14 protein-coding genes and 2 pseudogenes are annotated in these 11,301 nt (G+C 41.2%); 4 read left to right on the top strand and 12 right to left on the bottom strand.

The window, feature by feature from the left end; genetic code table 11:
* Nucleotides 1–620: 620 nt before the first annotated feature.
* The 4 genes from ACXAH1_RS24445 to ACXAH1_RS24430 all read right to left on the bottom strand — a co-directional run bounded on the left by ACXAH1_RS24445 (nucleotide 621) and on the right by ACXAH1_RS24430 (nucleotide 3,542).
* On the bottom strand, nucleotides 621–1,319 hold the full coding sequence (locus ACXAH1_RS24445; RefSeq protein ID WP_475200310.1) for a hypothetical protein: 699 nt from the start codon (nucleotides 1,317–1,319) through the stop codon (nucleotides 621–623).
* 572 nt (nucleotides 1,320–1,891) lie between these two features.
* A complete protein-coding gene (locus tag ACXAH1_RS24440) occupies nucleotides 1,892–2,179 on the bottom strand; it encodes a YciI family protein (RefSeq protein WP_475200309.1) in 288 nt (95 codons plus the stop codon).
* 436 nt (nucleotides 2,180–2,615) lie between these two features.
* Nucleotides 2,616–3,125: a demethoxyubiquinone hydroxylase family protein gene (locus tag ACXAH1_RS24435; RefSeq protein WP_475200308.1), complete on the bottom strand. Its 510-nt coding sequence runs from the start codon at nucleotides 3,123–3,125 to the stop codon at nucleotides 2,616–2,618.
* Between the two features lie 75 nt (nucleotides 3,126–3,200).
* Nucleotides 3,201–3,542, bottom strand: coding sequence for a winged helix-turn-helix transcriptional regulator (locus ACXAH1_RS24430; RefSeq protein ID WP_054017570.1), 342 nt, complete (start codon nucleotides 3,540–3,542; stop codon nucleotides 3,201–3,203).
* 106 nt (nucleotides 3,543–3,648) lie between these two features.
* On the opposite strand from ACXAH1_RS24430, the gene ACXAH1_RS24425 reads away from it, so the two are divergent.
* Both ACXAH1_RS24425 and ACXAH1_RS24420 read left to right on the top strand, forming a co-directional pair.
* Nucleotides 3,649–4,422 carry an SDR family NAD(P)-dependent oxidoreductase gene (locus tag ACXAH1_RS24425; protein WP_475200307.1) on the top strand — a complete coding sequence of 258 codons (774 nt, stop codon included), beginning with the start codon at nucleotides 3,649–3,651 and terminating at the stop codon, nucleotides 4,420–4,422.
* A gap of 25 nt (nucleotides 4,423–4,447) precedes the next feature.
* On the top strand, nucleotides 4,448–5,110 hold the full coding sequence (locus ACXAH1_RS24420) for a cupin domain-containing protein (RefSeq protein WP_475200306.1): 663 nt from the start codon (nucleotides 4,448–4,450) through the stop codon (nucleotides 5,108–5,110).
* A 96-nt stretch (nucleotides 5,111–5,206) separates the two neighbouring features.
* Here the strand turns inward: ACXAH1_RS24420 and ACXAH1_RS24415 are convergent, their stop codons facing one another.
* Entirely contained in the window at nucleotides 5,207–5,614 is a 408-nt protein-coding gene (locus ACXAH1_RS24415; protein WP_475200305.1) for a hypothetical protein, read from the bottom strand.
* Between the two features lie 103 nt (nucleotides 5,615–5,717).
* Here ACXAH1_RS24415 and ACXAH1_RS24410 point away from each other — a divergent pair.
* A pseudogene (locus ACXAH1_RS24410) lies at nucleotides 5,718–5,980 on the top strand (IS4 family transposase); the annotation flags it as partial.
* A gap of 49 nt (nucleotides 5,981–6,029) precedes the next feature.
* Here ACXAH1_RS24410 and ACXAH1_RS24405 read toward each other — a convergent pair.
* Nucleotides 6,030–6,359 carry a hypothetical protein gene (locus tag ACXAH1_RS24405; RefSeq protein ID WP_475200311.1) on the bottom strand — a complete coding sequence of 110 codons (330 nt, stop codon included), beginning with the start codon at nucleotides 6,357–6,359 and terminating at the stop codon, nucleotides 6,030–6,032.
* A gap of 186 nt (nucleotides 6,360–6,545) precedes the next feature.
* Entirely contained in the window at nucleotides 6,546–7,019 is a 474-nt protein-coding gene (locus ACXAH1_RS24400; RefSeq protein WP_475200302.1) for a L,D-transpeptidase family protein, read from the bottom strand.
* Nucleotides 7,020–7,205: 186 nt separating this feature from the next.
* On the opposite strand from ACXAH1_RS24400, the pseudogene ACXAH1_RS24395 reads away from it, so the two are divergent.
* Nucleotides 7,206–7,867: pseudogene (locus ACXAH1_RS24395) on the top strand (IS110 family transposase).
* A 472-nt stretch (nucleotides 7,868–8,339) separates the two neighbouring features.
* Here ACXAH1_RS24395 and ACXAH1_RS24390 read toward each other — a convergent pair.
* From ACXAH1_RS24390 to ACXAH1_RS24370, 5 genes are all read right to left on the bottom strand, one after another.
* A complete protein-coding gene (locus ACXAH1_RS24390; protein ID WP_475200301.1) occupies nucleotides 8,340–9,059 on the bottom strand; it encodes a hypothetical protein in 720 nt (239 codons plus the stop codon).
* A gap of 125 nt (nucleotides 9,060–9,184) precedes the next feature.
* Entirely contained in the window at nucleotides 9,185–9,484 is a 300-nt protein-coding gene (locus ACXAH1_RS24385) for a hypothetical protein (RefSeq protein WP_475200299.1), read from the bottom strand.
* Nucleotides 9,485–9,602: 118 nt separating this feature from the next.
* A complete protein-coding gene (locus ACXAH1_RS24380; RefSeq protein WP_475200298.1) occupies nucleotides 9,603–10,292 on the bottom strand; it encodes a hypothetical protein in 690 nt (229 codons plus the stop codon).
* Between the two features lie 120 nt (nucleotides 10,293–10,412).
* Nucleotides 10,413–10,766 (bottom strand): hypothetical protein, encoded by a 354-nt coding sequence (locus tag ACXAH1_RS24375; RefSeq protein WP_475200296.1) that lies wholly within the window; start codon nucleotides 10,764–10,766, stop codon nucleotides 10,413–10,415.
* A gap of 114 nt (nucleotides 10,767–10,880) precedes the next feature.
* The gene (locus ACXAH1_RS24370; protein WP_475200295.1) at nucleotides 10,881–11,183 is read right to left on the bottom strand and encodes a hypothetical protein; all 303 of its coding nucleotides are present in this window, start codon (nucleotides 11,181–11,183) and stop codon (nucleotides 10,881–10,883) included.
* Nucleotides 11,184–11,301 lie beyond the last annotated feature (118 nt).

The following is an 11,301-nucleotide window of genomic DNA, read 5'->3' as shown; positions in this document are numbered from 1 at the left end:
TCGTTACCTTGAACTCGATGCTCAGAGACGGAACAATGTGGGAAGCGCCAATTGCTGAAATTTAGTTATTGACGCCATAGTCTCTTGTTAGGCATTTACACTACGCTCCATTTTTTGAACTACTAAATCCCGAACTTTAGCCGAAAGAAAGTGTGAAGGTATGTACTTTAAGCTATATGAGTGCCTTGATGGCCTTGATGTTTCTTTAACAAAGTTTAATATTACTAGAGCATGCTCCTTATCCCATGCCCACAATAATTCACCCCGCACTTCCCATTGCCAATATGCATCGCTTGGCCAGTTTAATTTATGTTTTCTATTCGAGTGGCAATGAGAGCACTGAACTAATCCATTCGTAAGTAGAGGATAACCGCCTTTGCCAGTATCACCACCATCTCTGAGATACTGATTGGATCCAGACGGAGCTTTCCAGCTTACTTGAGATGGGAACCTTTCAAGCACCGTCCAGCCACCCCACTGATGCGTTGGCTTCGTATTATTGGAGCGAACTTCACTTTTCGATAAGAACTCAAACGGCTCCTCGAATTTCGCCAGTTCCCCACAATCGGGGCACTTAATTTCAATTGGCTCGTACGTCATTTTGATGCCTAACGCCCAAATCAGCCGCGCGTTTTTTGCGTCGGCTGCACTTGCTTGTTTGGCTCTTCTTGCAACGACCACTTACCAGCGCCCAATTTATATGCGCCACCAGCGACTAGAGCAATAACCATAGCTAGCACGCCAATTAGCTTCCATAATTGAGGCAGTGAAATCATAGAAATTAATTTTCCTAGTCCAACCTTGGATAAATCAACTTCTGAACTAGAGGGTGATAGTTTTTTCTCTTCAACAGCTGCTTTCCAGCTTTGCAAGAACCCCTTAAAACTGTCTGATTTTACTTCTTCAGGATTCATATCAGTCCAATAGACCCTCCAGTCATATCCATCTTCTATGAGCCCCTCTGATTTAAGACCTTTCTCGGCAACTACTAAAAGCGGCAATTCATACGAATAAGCCATTGCAGCTTCAATGTGGTTCCATGTTGTTGGAAGTTTAATATTTGATATAGGTAGGGTTTTATCTATTTTAAGCTCTAATCCCTCATCAAATTGAGTACGAGTGAAGGCTATTACAACAGCTCCGTCGCACTCTTTAATAATTTTCCTGATAGCTTTTAGTGGTTGCTCATGAGACCACTCGTTCTCACCCATAATTCTCGCAGACAAGCCTACGGTATCCAGCACTTCCAATACAGCATCAACGAAAGCTCTTTGCTCTTGTGTTGCTACACTTCCTTTGCTGATAAATACTTTAGTCATAGGTATTTCCGTGGGTTGTATTTGGGTCTATCGCCTCAATACGAGGCGCAAAAATGCTTGGCTTAAATTAGCGACGAAGGAGCACAAACCATGTGTTTTGCGACCTTGCCTAATTGGCTTGTTGTGTTGCGTTTACTCGCTTTTGCTTATACCAGAATATCGCTTCGTAAATACACAGAGCTCCAAGCCCGCCAGCCCAAATTTGAAATGCTAGTACTATTTCCGGTATACCACAAGCTCCAGAATATGCCTGCCCCCAATGCCAAAGGTAAGCGGGAAAATAAGTAAAAGAGGTAATAAATAATAAAGGAACCCAAACTCTCGTTCGAGCTGAATATAGCCGTAATAAAATTGCAGTAATCAACAACACTAAAGCTAATGTAAAATATAGTTTGGCTTGAAGCTCGTGAGACTCGATAAGCCCTTCAGGAGGCTGAAAGCATGAGTAGGAGTTGAACGAAACCAAAGCAAAAAAATTGAGACTATAATTTTGAGCATAGCTTCCCTAGCAACATAACGCCAGCAGGTCCGTTACCCGCCCTTGTTATGTGTCTGTTACTTTAAACTACCGACTAATCGATTAAAAATGACAGACGGTCATCAGCTTTAGATGGAGTTAACTCGATAATTTCCGGTTTAACCACATTTTCAATTACAAAAGGATCTTCAGCGACAATTTCTTCAATTTCCTCTTTGGACACATTTACCGCAACAATGCCACCGCCTGCGTTTGGTTGCAGACTGCCGGACAATAAAAATATGCCCTTATCAAATCCCGCTTGAAGCCATTCTTTATGGCCTTCCATAAAATCTTTAGCTTGAGATTTATTGTCTGAAAATTTTAATTGGATGATAAACATTGCTTTACTCCTTTAATGTATTAGTTGAATTCATTTCAAAATGACTGTGATATCTAGAGCACCTAATGCTTCAGTATTCATACGTACGCATAATCGCTTGTTGAACTTGGCCGCTACCAGCAACACCGACATCAAGTACGCTAACACAGCCAGCTTGTTACTGCTAACGGGCTCCCATGTCCAAAATCAGGCTCCAATGTAAGATAGTTTTTGATTGGGTGTCCGTGTTTTTTCACGAAACTTGAACACCAAAAACCAAATAGGTAACAACACTAGGCGTGATACTACCATCCTACACAATACGCTCAGAAAAACGATTCCAACGAAGCGGCTTAGTTCAATGCATCAACAAAGAGAGTCCAACACAAAGCAGCCGGAGTATTGGGCGTCCTGCCAGTATTTATTACCGGTGCACTTTCATAGCTTCTTTGCATGTTTATAGCTTAGTACTCAGCCAAATTGCAAACTCGGTGGATTTTCGAATCACCCAGAATATAGGTTTATAAACAAATGACTTTGAACCATGAGTTTGACCAAAGTCTTGATGCTCTTCTTCATCAGCTTTAATGCTCATGACCGCATCATAAGCCTCTGTGTCATGCAGAGATAAAAAGTCCAATTGCCAATCCAAATGATGCAATACAGTCGATTCAATTGAATCAGTGCACACCCAAATCGCTTTTCTACCTGCCAAAGCCGTTAAAATCCCCAGAGTTATGCCGCCAAACGCCCAGAAATACAAGGCGTAACAGTGCCTTATATTTCGGCTTTTAAGGATGCGATCAAAGGTATTAAAATGCTTCTTTTCATGGCTCAGCATTTCTTCAAGTTTAGGAACAATATCCTTGTATAAATAGCGAGCAACAAACAGCTGGGAGCGATATATATTAATTGCCCCAAATTCACCTGCATGGTCCACTCTAAGAATTCGCTCAACTTCGATCATATTATTGTACTGGTAACGACATATTACACCCGCGTATTAGGCGCAAGCTCGCGAGCGTCCTAATTGATGTACTTGTTATAACTGATTTTCAATTTCATGTTGTAGTTTTTCAAGCTCATCAAGGACTTTCATAAACTTGGCCCCGAAATCAGTGACTTTGTACTCCACCCTCGGTGGCACCTCATTGTAAGAAATTCGCTCCAGAATCCCAAACTCCGTATTTTTACGCAGGCACTGGTTCAGCACTTTAGTGGTTAAACCTTCGATGCTGCGCACCATTTCGCCAGGCCGATTGATTCCATCAGCCAAAAGCTGGTAAACCGTAAGAGACCATTTACAGCCATAAATAGTCTCTACTATCTTTGCACTTTCAGTCGGTGCGGTTTTTCTCAAATATTTTTTTTCTCTATCTTTCATAAAGATGTACCAAAAAGTACCTACCTTACCAATTTGTACTTACTTTTTAACGCTATAGTGATTCGATAAATTATCTCCGTACCTTAACATATATCGGAGAAAATCTATGACAACTTCAAATATTGCATTAATCATTGGTGGTTCTAGCGGAATGGGCCTGGCAACAGCAAAACAGCTCGTCGCTCAAGGGAGCAGTGTTATTATCTTAGGCAACAACGCTGAAAAGCTGGAGTCGGCCAGGTCTCAGTTAACCGCAATAGCGAGTAATGACACTCATATTGAGACATTACAAGCCAATCTCTATGAGCAACAAGATGTTGACAGAGTCATTCAAGCGATAAACTCGGACGAAAGACATATCCAGTACCTTGTTAATTCAGCAGGTTACTTCAATCCGAAGCCTTATTTAGAGCACGGATTTGAGGATTATGATGCTTATGCCGCACTGAATCGGGCAATCTTTTTTATAAGCCAAGCCGTATCCCAGAATATGCGTAACAATGGCGGTGGCTCCATTGTTCATATTGGTTCAATGTGGGCTAAGCAGGCGATCAAAGCAACCCCCTCTTCTGCTTATTCCATGGCAAAAGCAGGGTTACACGCGTTAACGCAGCATATGGCAATGGAACTGGCCGACCATAATATTAGGGTAAATGCTGTGTCACCTGCGGTAGTAAAAACGCCAATTTACGAAACTTTTATCGATCCGGCAGAAGTGGACGATGCCCTTGCAGGTTTTGACAGTTTCCACCCTATTGGTCGTATTGGCACACCAGATGACGTTGCCAACGCTATCATGTTCCTCTTGAACGAAAGTGCAAGCTGGATAACAGGCGCGATTTGGGACGTTGACGGCGGTGTTATTGCTGGCAGAAATTAAGTAACAATCTTTATTGGAGGTCAGTATGACTACTTTAATCAATGCAGATTTCAAGCATCGTGTAGTAATTCAACCCGCCGACTATAAGTGGGTTGATTCTCCGATGCCTGGCGTTGAGCGCATGATGCTTGATCGCGTTGGAGATGAAGTCGCACGAGCGACCTCTATCGTTCGTTACGCGCCATACTCAGCGTTCTCGTCACATACTCATAGTGGTGGAGAAGAATTCTTAGTACTTGATGGTGTGTTTTCGGACGAGCATCAAAACTACGCAAAGGGGTGCTATGTGCGCAACCCAATTGGTACATCTCACACACCAAAAATAGGTAAAGAAGGTGCAACTATACTGGTAAAGCTACATCAATTTGATCAGGACGACACAGAACAAAAAGTGATAGACACTCAAACCCACCCTTGGCACCAAGGGCTTGTTGATGGGCTGACGGTAATGCCGTTGCATGAGTTTAAAGGTGAGAAGGTCGCCTTAGTAAAGTGGTCACCTCACACTCAATTTCAATTGCATACCCATTGGGGAGGTGAGGAAATCTTTGTATTAGAAGGCACGTTTTACGATGAGCATGGTCAATATCCCAAAGGCACCTGGCTTCGTAGCCCCCACATGAGCCGGCATACGCCTTTTACGAAAGAGGATGGCGCATTGATTTATGTGAAAGTGGGTCATTTGTAAATATGACGCGCCATATGGGGCGTATGAATGCTTGGCTAAAATTTGCTAAGAATGAGCGCAAGCCAAGCGTTTTGCGTCCCTTTCATAATTGCCTTGTTAGTTGTCCAGCTCAACAACGTTTACGGATATATTGTTTGTTTTAAAAAATTCGTTGAGATTGGCAACGCAAGATATTTCGACTCCGTAAAACTCTCTATTACTTTTTCGAAACTTAATACTCAAATGTTGAGAACCGCGCAAAAATCGAAAACTCTCATTTGTTCTTATATCTGTAGCTGATTTCATTTGATTAGTGCCTGAAAAATAAACACCACCAGATGCATCAAAAACAGCTCTCAAGATTAAATCACCTTTCTTTTTTTCCTCGATAATGAAGCTTTTTTCTGCGAATTTGCAGGTTGAGATCGAATCAGCACGATCAGTACATCCCCCAATTAGCAAGGCTATCATTAGAAATTGATATTTCAAACTCTCGTAAACTCCAAGGGCTACTAACGCCCGCATCTAAAGAACCCCCAGATATTCATATTTAAAATCAATATTATGGACACGCACGGCATTATTTTATCTCATTTATTTCGCCAAAAACTAACCAGATAACAGCACCATGCGTGATACCACCATCCTACACGATATGCTCAGAAAAAACTGCTCCCAAATTCATGCTCGGCGCCTTGATTCCTTAATACTGGCAACTGAGACTTTGCTCGATTGCAATCAACTCTCACTTACTGACTTTCCATTGGCAAACAGGGGCGAAATATGAAAGGCCCTGTCGCAGCAAAACACAACATTAAACGTATCGACCGACTGCTTGGCAACACTGCCATGCATAACGATCGGCTTGCTATTTACCGCTTTCATGCTCGCCAGAATAAATCGACCAGGCTCCGTCCCAAATTTTGGCTGTTTTTGGTGACTATCTTCCTAACTTTTGGGAAGTGTGTTTTATCCCGCAATTTAACTCAAGCAGATAACCATCCGTGATTTTAGCTTCAATGGTTTTTCCTGTACCTTTACCGTAAGACCAATAGTGCGTGCTGCCATCAACTCTTACTGCTTGCCCAAAGTGGAAATAAACTGCATTTACCGAGTCGCCTACAGCCAGTTTATCACAATGGACACCTGGATTAGCCCAATTCCCGCAACTTGAATCTTCAATGCAATCTTCTGCTATACAACCCACCCCTTTAGGTGAAAACTTTCCTCCCTTTAGACTGCATCCTTGCTCTGTATAATTAGCAAACAACCAAAGTGGTGCTAGGACTAATAAACTGAGAACTACAACAAAGACTTTTTAATCATCGTACGACCACAAGTTTAGATGTAACGCTTTCATAAAAGGTGAGTAGTACTGGTGGGATTTTCCCCCGAAGAGAAGTAGCGAAAAACGCGGCATTGTTGCCAGTTCTTTTTATGGACTTGTTACATATCATTACCACTCAATGTTAATTCTTGTACCTACTTTAACTAGTTCCATAAACTCATCCATTTCTGAATTTGTTAAAGCTATGCACCCATCTGTCCAGTTAAAGTTTTGCATTATTGGAGCTAACCACCCTAACCAGTTCTTTTGGCCATGAACCATTATGAAACCACCCGGCGATACACCTCTTTTCATCGCATTTTCTTTATCGATTTCGTTAGGGTAACTCACATGCATAGATCTGTAGAAAGACGAATCTTCCTTCTTATAATCTAACGTGTACGTACCCTCTGGCGTTCTTTCATCACCTTCTTGTTGTTTATGACCTTTAGGGTTACCACCAAACACTACATGGTATTCTTTTACGATTTTATCACCGTCGTACAAGTACATCTTATTTTCAGATTTGTCGACTTTAACTAAATTGACTTCAGCATATGAAAAGCTGCTTAAAAATATAATAAATAATGCGATGTATTTCATGGTTCCCTTTGACATATCACGCCGCTTTTAGCGGCACAAATTAAGCTTGCTAAAATAGGCGAGGCACGAGCACAAGCAAGCTAATTTGTGTCCGCCTTAAAACGCCTTGATACTTATTGAACCTTCTCCCCGAAGCTTAGCGAAAAGCTAAACTTCAAGGCGACCAAACCAAAAGGAGAAAGCTCAATGAAATTCTATACTAATTTTCATCAAAATTATTGTGGTATCGACCTTCATGCTCGTATTTTGTACGTCTGCATTCTTGATGAGCGTGGAAATAAAGTGGTTCATCAAAAAATAAAAGCTGATAAACATGAATTACTTAAACTAATTTCACCTTTCCTCGAAAGTATTGTTATCGGTGTCGAGTGCATGCACTGTTGGTATTGGGTAAGTGACCTATGTGCTGAGCATGATATTGATTTTGTCCTTGGTCATGCTCTATACATGAAGGCAATTCACGGTGGCAAAGCCAAAAACGATAAAATTGACTCTTATAAAATCGCCACCTTACTGCGTGGCGGAAACTTCCCACTGGCTTACAATTACCCCGCTAATATGCGTTCAACACGTGATTTACTTCGTCGCAGAACGTGACTTGTTCAACATGGCGCACAGCTCAAAGCGCATATTGTTAACACAAATAGTCAGTACAACTATCCACCTCTCGAACTACTGTGCTCTACCTACGCGGTAATGACAAAGCCCGGCGCTACTTAAACAAGCTACAAAAACGTATGAGTAAAGCCAAAGCACTGTCTGTTCTAGCGCACAAGCTAGGACGCTGTGTTTATTTTATGCTAAAGAACAAAACGGTATTCGATGATGAACGATTTTTAAAAAGTTAAGTAGCACAATGAGGTGAGCTATACACCGAACTAGATAGGCATGAACAACCATGTTATTTGTGTTTTTATCAGCAATAGCTGAATTTTACAGGTAAGTGTTGTCGAAGTAGTAAGCTATTTCGCCTTGATTAGACACCCCATTGGTGCGCGTTATTTAGGCAATGCATTAAATCGTTTGCACCTTAGCTGAGCCTTTAACTAACTGGACGAATGAGCCATCCCCTTGAGTAGCGCCAGATTAAGGTTAACCGATGAATGTCTAGTGGCCCTAAACGATAAGCTGTATCGACTGATTTAGGCAGCGACGAGATCGCAATAAGAGACCCTCAATATGTGTTTGTCGTAAACGATTTTAACGGCTACCCGACATAGCGAAGTTGAATAGATTTAAGAATTGCCATTACAAATTAGCGGCTTAAAAGCAGCTAAAAAGAATCGTTATGTTTACTTGACCAGAGAAGGTTCATATGTGTTACATTGCGGTTGCTACCCAATCTTGCAAGTGGGTGGCTACCATTGTTTTAATTTTATTAAGCCGTAAATAGTCGTCTTCAGATGCAGATATCTTTGTGTACATGCCCATTACATCTACAAAAAACGAACAGCTCGTTTCTACGCCGTCTGCGTTTTGGTGGCAACTACCAACCCACAGCCCTTTATAACTGCCACTAGGTTCAAAATCTGTTACCGGCTTAACTGTTACCAGATCCCAAAACCCACCAAGCTTTTTTCCTTCATACTCTCGGAATACGCGGTAGAGACCCAGCTCCTCACTGTATTCTACAAAACCATTCTCAAAGTCTCCGGATAGTGATAACGGTTCAAATCTGTTATCCCAGCTCCAGTACCTAGCTATCTCTTGTTCTGAGCCGTCAGATAAAGAGATGTGTATATTCCGAAAGTAGCGATTATCTTTTCCACCTTTCAATTTAAACTCTGGTATATGCACTTTTACATACTCGCCCTTAAACCAAATAAAAATATCGGGGCCTTCTGTATCAAAGCCTTTCACCGGAGGTTGGTTTGGCAGTGTGCCAGGCACCACAAAGCGATAAGGAGTCTCAAAGCTATGGTTTTTTGTGTTGTATGAAATCAAGTCATTTGGCTTTGGGGCGTTGTATGCTGACAGAGCAAACAATACTGAGACTATGCCAACTACAACACCAAAAAAACCTAAAAGCCACTTAATCAATTTTCTCACTTTAACTAGGTGCCCTCAGAGCAATGTAACGCCGTTGTAACCGACTAATAATAGTTGGCTAAAATTTGTGAGGCACGAACAAAGCCAACTGTTATTTGTCCGCGTTTACGACTTTGTTATATGCTGTTAAGGTACGTGCCATAATAGATACTACTGCCTTCAATTTTAAGCTCAATAATAAAAGCGTGATTATCCAGAGCTGTATGAATAATGTAACTTTTCCCATTGTGCTTAGCGCTACAGCGATTAGAAAATTCACTGTGGGTCAATTTTGCAAGAATATCTTGCCTACGAGGTTCACTGAGTTTATTCCCATCAACTAGAGTTACTAATTGGGATTTCTTAACCGCCGTGCAGTTTTCTGCAAAAGCTAGATTAACTGCTAACAAACTTGATAAAAGTACAAAAATTTTCATAGGTATATAACGCCTGCAATAAGGTGTGCCCCACTGAACCAGCAAAGCGCACCGAACCCCGTACCAAAACCGCCGAGTGTAACGCATCACCTTGATTGCTTTGTTAAGTGGACGCTTGCTATTTATAGTAATACGACTTTACCCAACTATATTTCCGCTTATTTTTTTCGCACCATTCAACGAAATCATATGAGTAGTTTCCAGTGAACCAGACTTCATAATCATTGTAGAGTTGAGAATAATACTTGTGTTCTTCAACTAGATCTTCATTAATCGTATTCCTATTTTTTAGTATGAATTCTGCTGACTCCTTAATGACTGAGCTCGCAGTATCTAGATTAGTAATTAGCATGTCTGGTAAATGATGGGCACCAAAGTACAGTTCTTGTATGTAGTCGGCTGCCAACAAATTTTTTGCAGTGATATTTTCAGGTTCGGTTAAAAGCGCTATTTTTAACAGTTCTCGATTGCTGATGTCACCAATAGCTTCATATATTTCATTCCCAAACCCTGATGAATTGGCCATAACCACATAGATGATCTCCTTTGCAGAATCTGCTTTAACACCATCGACTAGCAACGGAAGAATACACCGTACAAAAATGGGATATTGAATTTTACTCTCGTAACCTCTACCTAATCCATTTTCGCAGAGCGAATATAAGAACTCCCTAAAATTCTGAGGCCCCTGATTTTCAATATTCTTAGCGACAACCAATAGCGCTTTATTCGCCTGTTTTTTCAGGCCTGAGTCTCTAAGTTCCTTGTACCGATTCCAATCGGCTTCAATTTCTACTGGAAGTTTCATTTCTGTTACCTAGTACACTTAACGCTTGCCTAACCGGCGCGAAATAGCAGGCTAAAATTAGCGACGAAGAAGCGCAAGCCTGCTATTTTGCGTCCTTTGGTTTAGGCACTTGTTATATGCCTAATTGCATGTGACACGATTGTCTTTGTGCACTGAAATGACAACACGTTTATTTATTTCGTTGTTAGTAACGTATCCGCAACTACCGTGATTTGCAACCGAATTTGCAGTGATAAATATATAGTTGTTTACGCCATCTTGCTGTTGCGCCAGAGAATAATGAAGGGTATTGCTTGCACCGTTAGAAATTGCGCCAAAATCTAAGTGGCTATTTGGTAAATCAATTTCCGCTTGAGCTATGGTTGCACCCGAATAATTCACGATTGTGATAGCAGGTAAAATAAAGAAGCTAGACCAATAAAGCACGACCAGTAAAGTGAGAACTGATAAGGCAAGTTTGAACAGAAGTTTCATCTAGCTCCTATAGGCATATAACGCCGCAAATAAACGGCAAAAATTAGTTGGCTAAAATTTGTGAGGCACGAACAAAGCCAACTGATTTTTGTCCGCCCTTTTTGATTTGCCTTGTTATACGTTTTTACTACTGATTATTTTATGACAGGCATTAGTAACATCGGTGCGATAATATCGTATTGTTTCTGCCAGCTCCTCGTCTGCTTTTATGAGAAAATCAGCTGAGCAATTAGGACGAACATGCTTTAAAGGTAAATGGTCTGTTTCTGACTCAATAACACCGAATACATGATATTCAGTGTCCCAACACTGCCCATATTTCTCGTTACCAATACGCCAAAGTGCAACTACGTTATCTAGGTAGTTTTCATCGCTTTCAAGCAAACTCTTTGCGATTTTCGTTGCGTTTTCAGACATTTAATTAACACCGAACCATAGAAACGTATAACGCCTCAGTTAAAAGGCAAAATTTGGTTGGCTATAATGTGAAGCGGAGCGAAACCAGCCAACTTAATTTTGTCCGCTTTTAAACTGT

It is taken from the genome of Pseudoalteromonas sp. AWH4_217 (genome assembly GCF_056161105.1).
The sequence above is the reverse complement of the archived record's forward strand: the minus strand, read 5'-3'. Positions and strand labels throughout refer to the sequence as shown.

Bases quoted from the DNA above. Each gene is read 5' to 3' on its own strand.
- ACXAH1_RS24445 (WP_475200310.1), bottom strand. From the start codon at position 1,319: ATGACTAAAGTATTTATCAGCAAAGGAAGTGTAGCAACACAAGAGCAA.
- ACXAH1_RS24440 (WP_475200309.1), bottom strand. From the start codon at position 2,179: ATGTTTATCATCCAATTAAAATTTTCAGACAATAAATCTCAAGCTAAA.
- ACXAH1_RS24435 (WP_475200308.1), bottom strand. From the start codon at position 3,125: ATGATCGAAGTTGAGCGAATTCTTAGAGTGGACCATGCAGGTGAATTT.
- ACXAH1_RS24430 (WP_054017570.1), bottom strand. From the start codon at position 3,542: ATGAAAGATAGAGAAAAAAAATATTTGAGAAAAACCGCACCGACTGAA.
- ACXAH1_RS24425 (WP_475200307.1), top strand. From the start codon at position 3,649: ATGACAACTTCAAATATTGCATTAATCATTGGTGGTTCTAGCGGAATG.
- ACXAH1_RS24420 (WP_475200306.1), top strand. From the start codon at position 4,448: ATGACTACTTTAATCAATGCAGATTTCAAGCATCGTGTAGTAATTCAA.
- ACXAH1_RS24415 (WP_475200305.1), bottom strand. From the start codon at position 5,614: ATGCGGGCGTTAGTAGCCCTTGGAGTTTACGAGAGTTTGAAATATCAA.
- ACXAH1_RS24400 (WP_475200302.1), bottom strand. From the start codon at position 7,019: ATGAAATACATCGCATTATTTATTATATTTTTAAGCAGCTTTTCATAT.
- ACXAH1_RS24385 (WP_475200299.1), bottom strand. From the start codon at position 9,484: ATGAAAATTTTTGTACTTTTATCAAGTTTGTTAGCAGTTAATCTAGCT.
- ACXAH1_RS24380 (WP_475200298.1), bottom strand. From the start codon at position 10,292: ATGAAACTTCCAGTAGAAATTGAAGCCGATTGGAATCGGTACAAGGAA.
- ACXAH1_RS24375 (WP_475200296.1), bottom strand. From the start codon at position 10,766: ATGAAACTTCTGTTCAAACTTGCCTTATCAGTTCTCACTTTACTGGTC.
- ACXAH1_RS24370 (WP_475200295.1), bottom strand. From the start codon at position 11,183: ATGTCTGAAAACGCAACGAAAATCGCAAAGAGTTTGCTTGAAAGCGAT.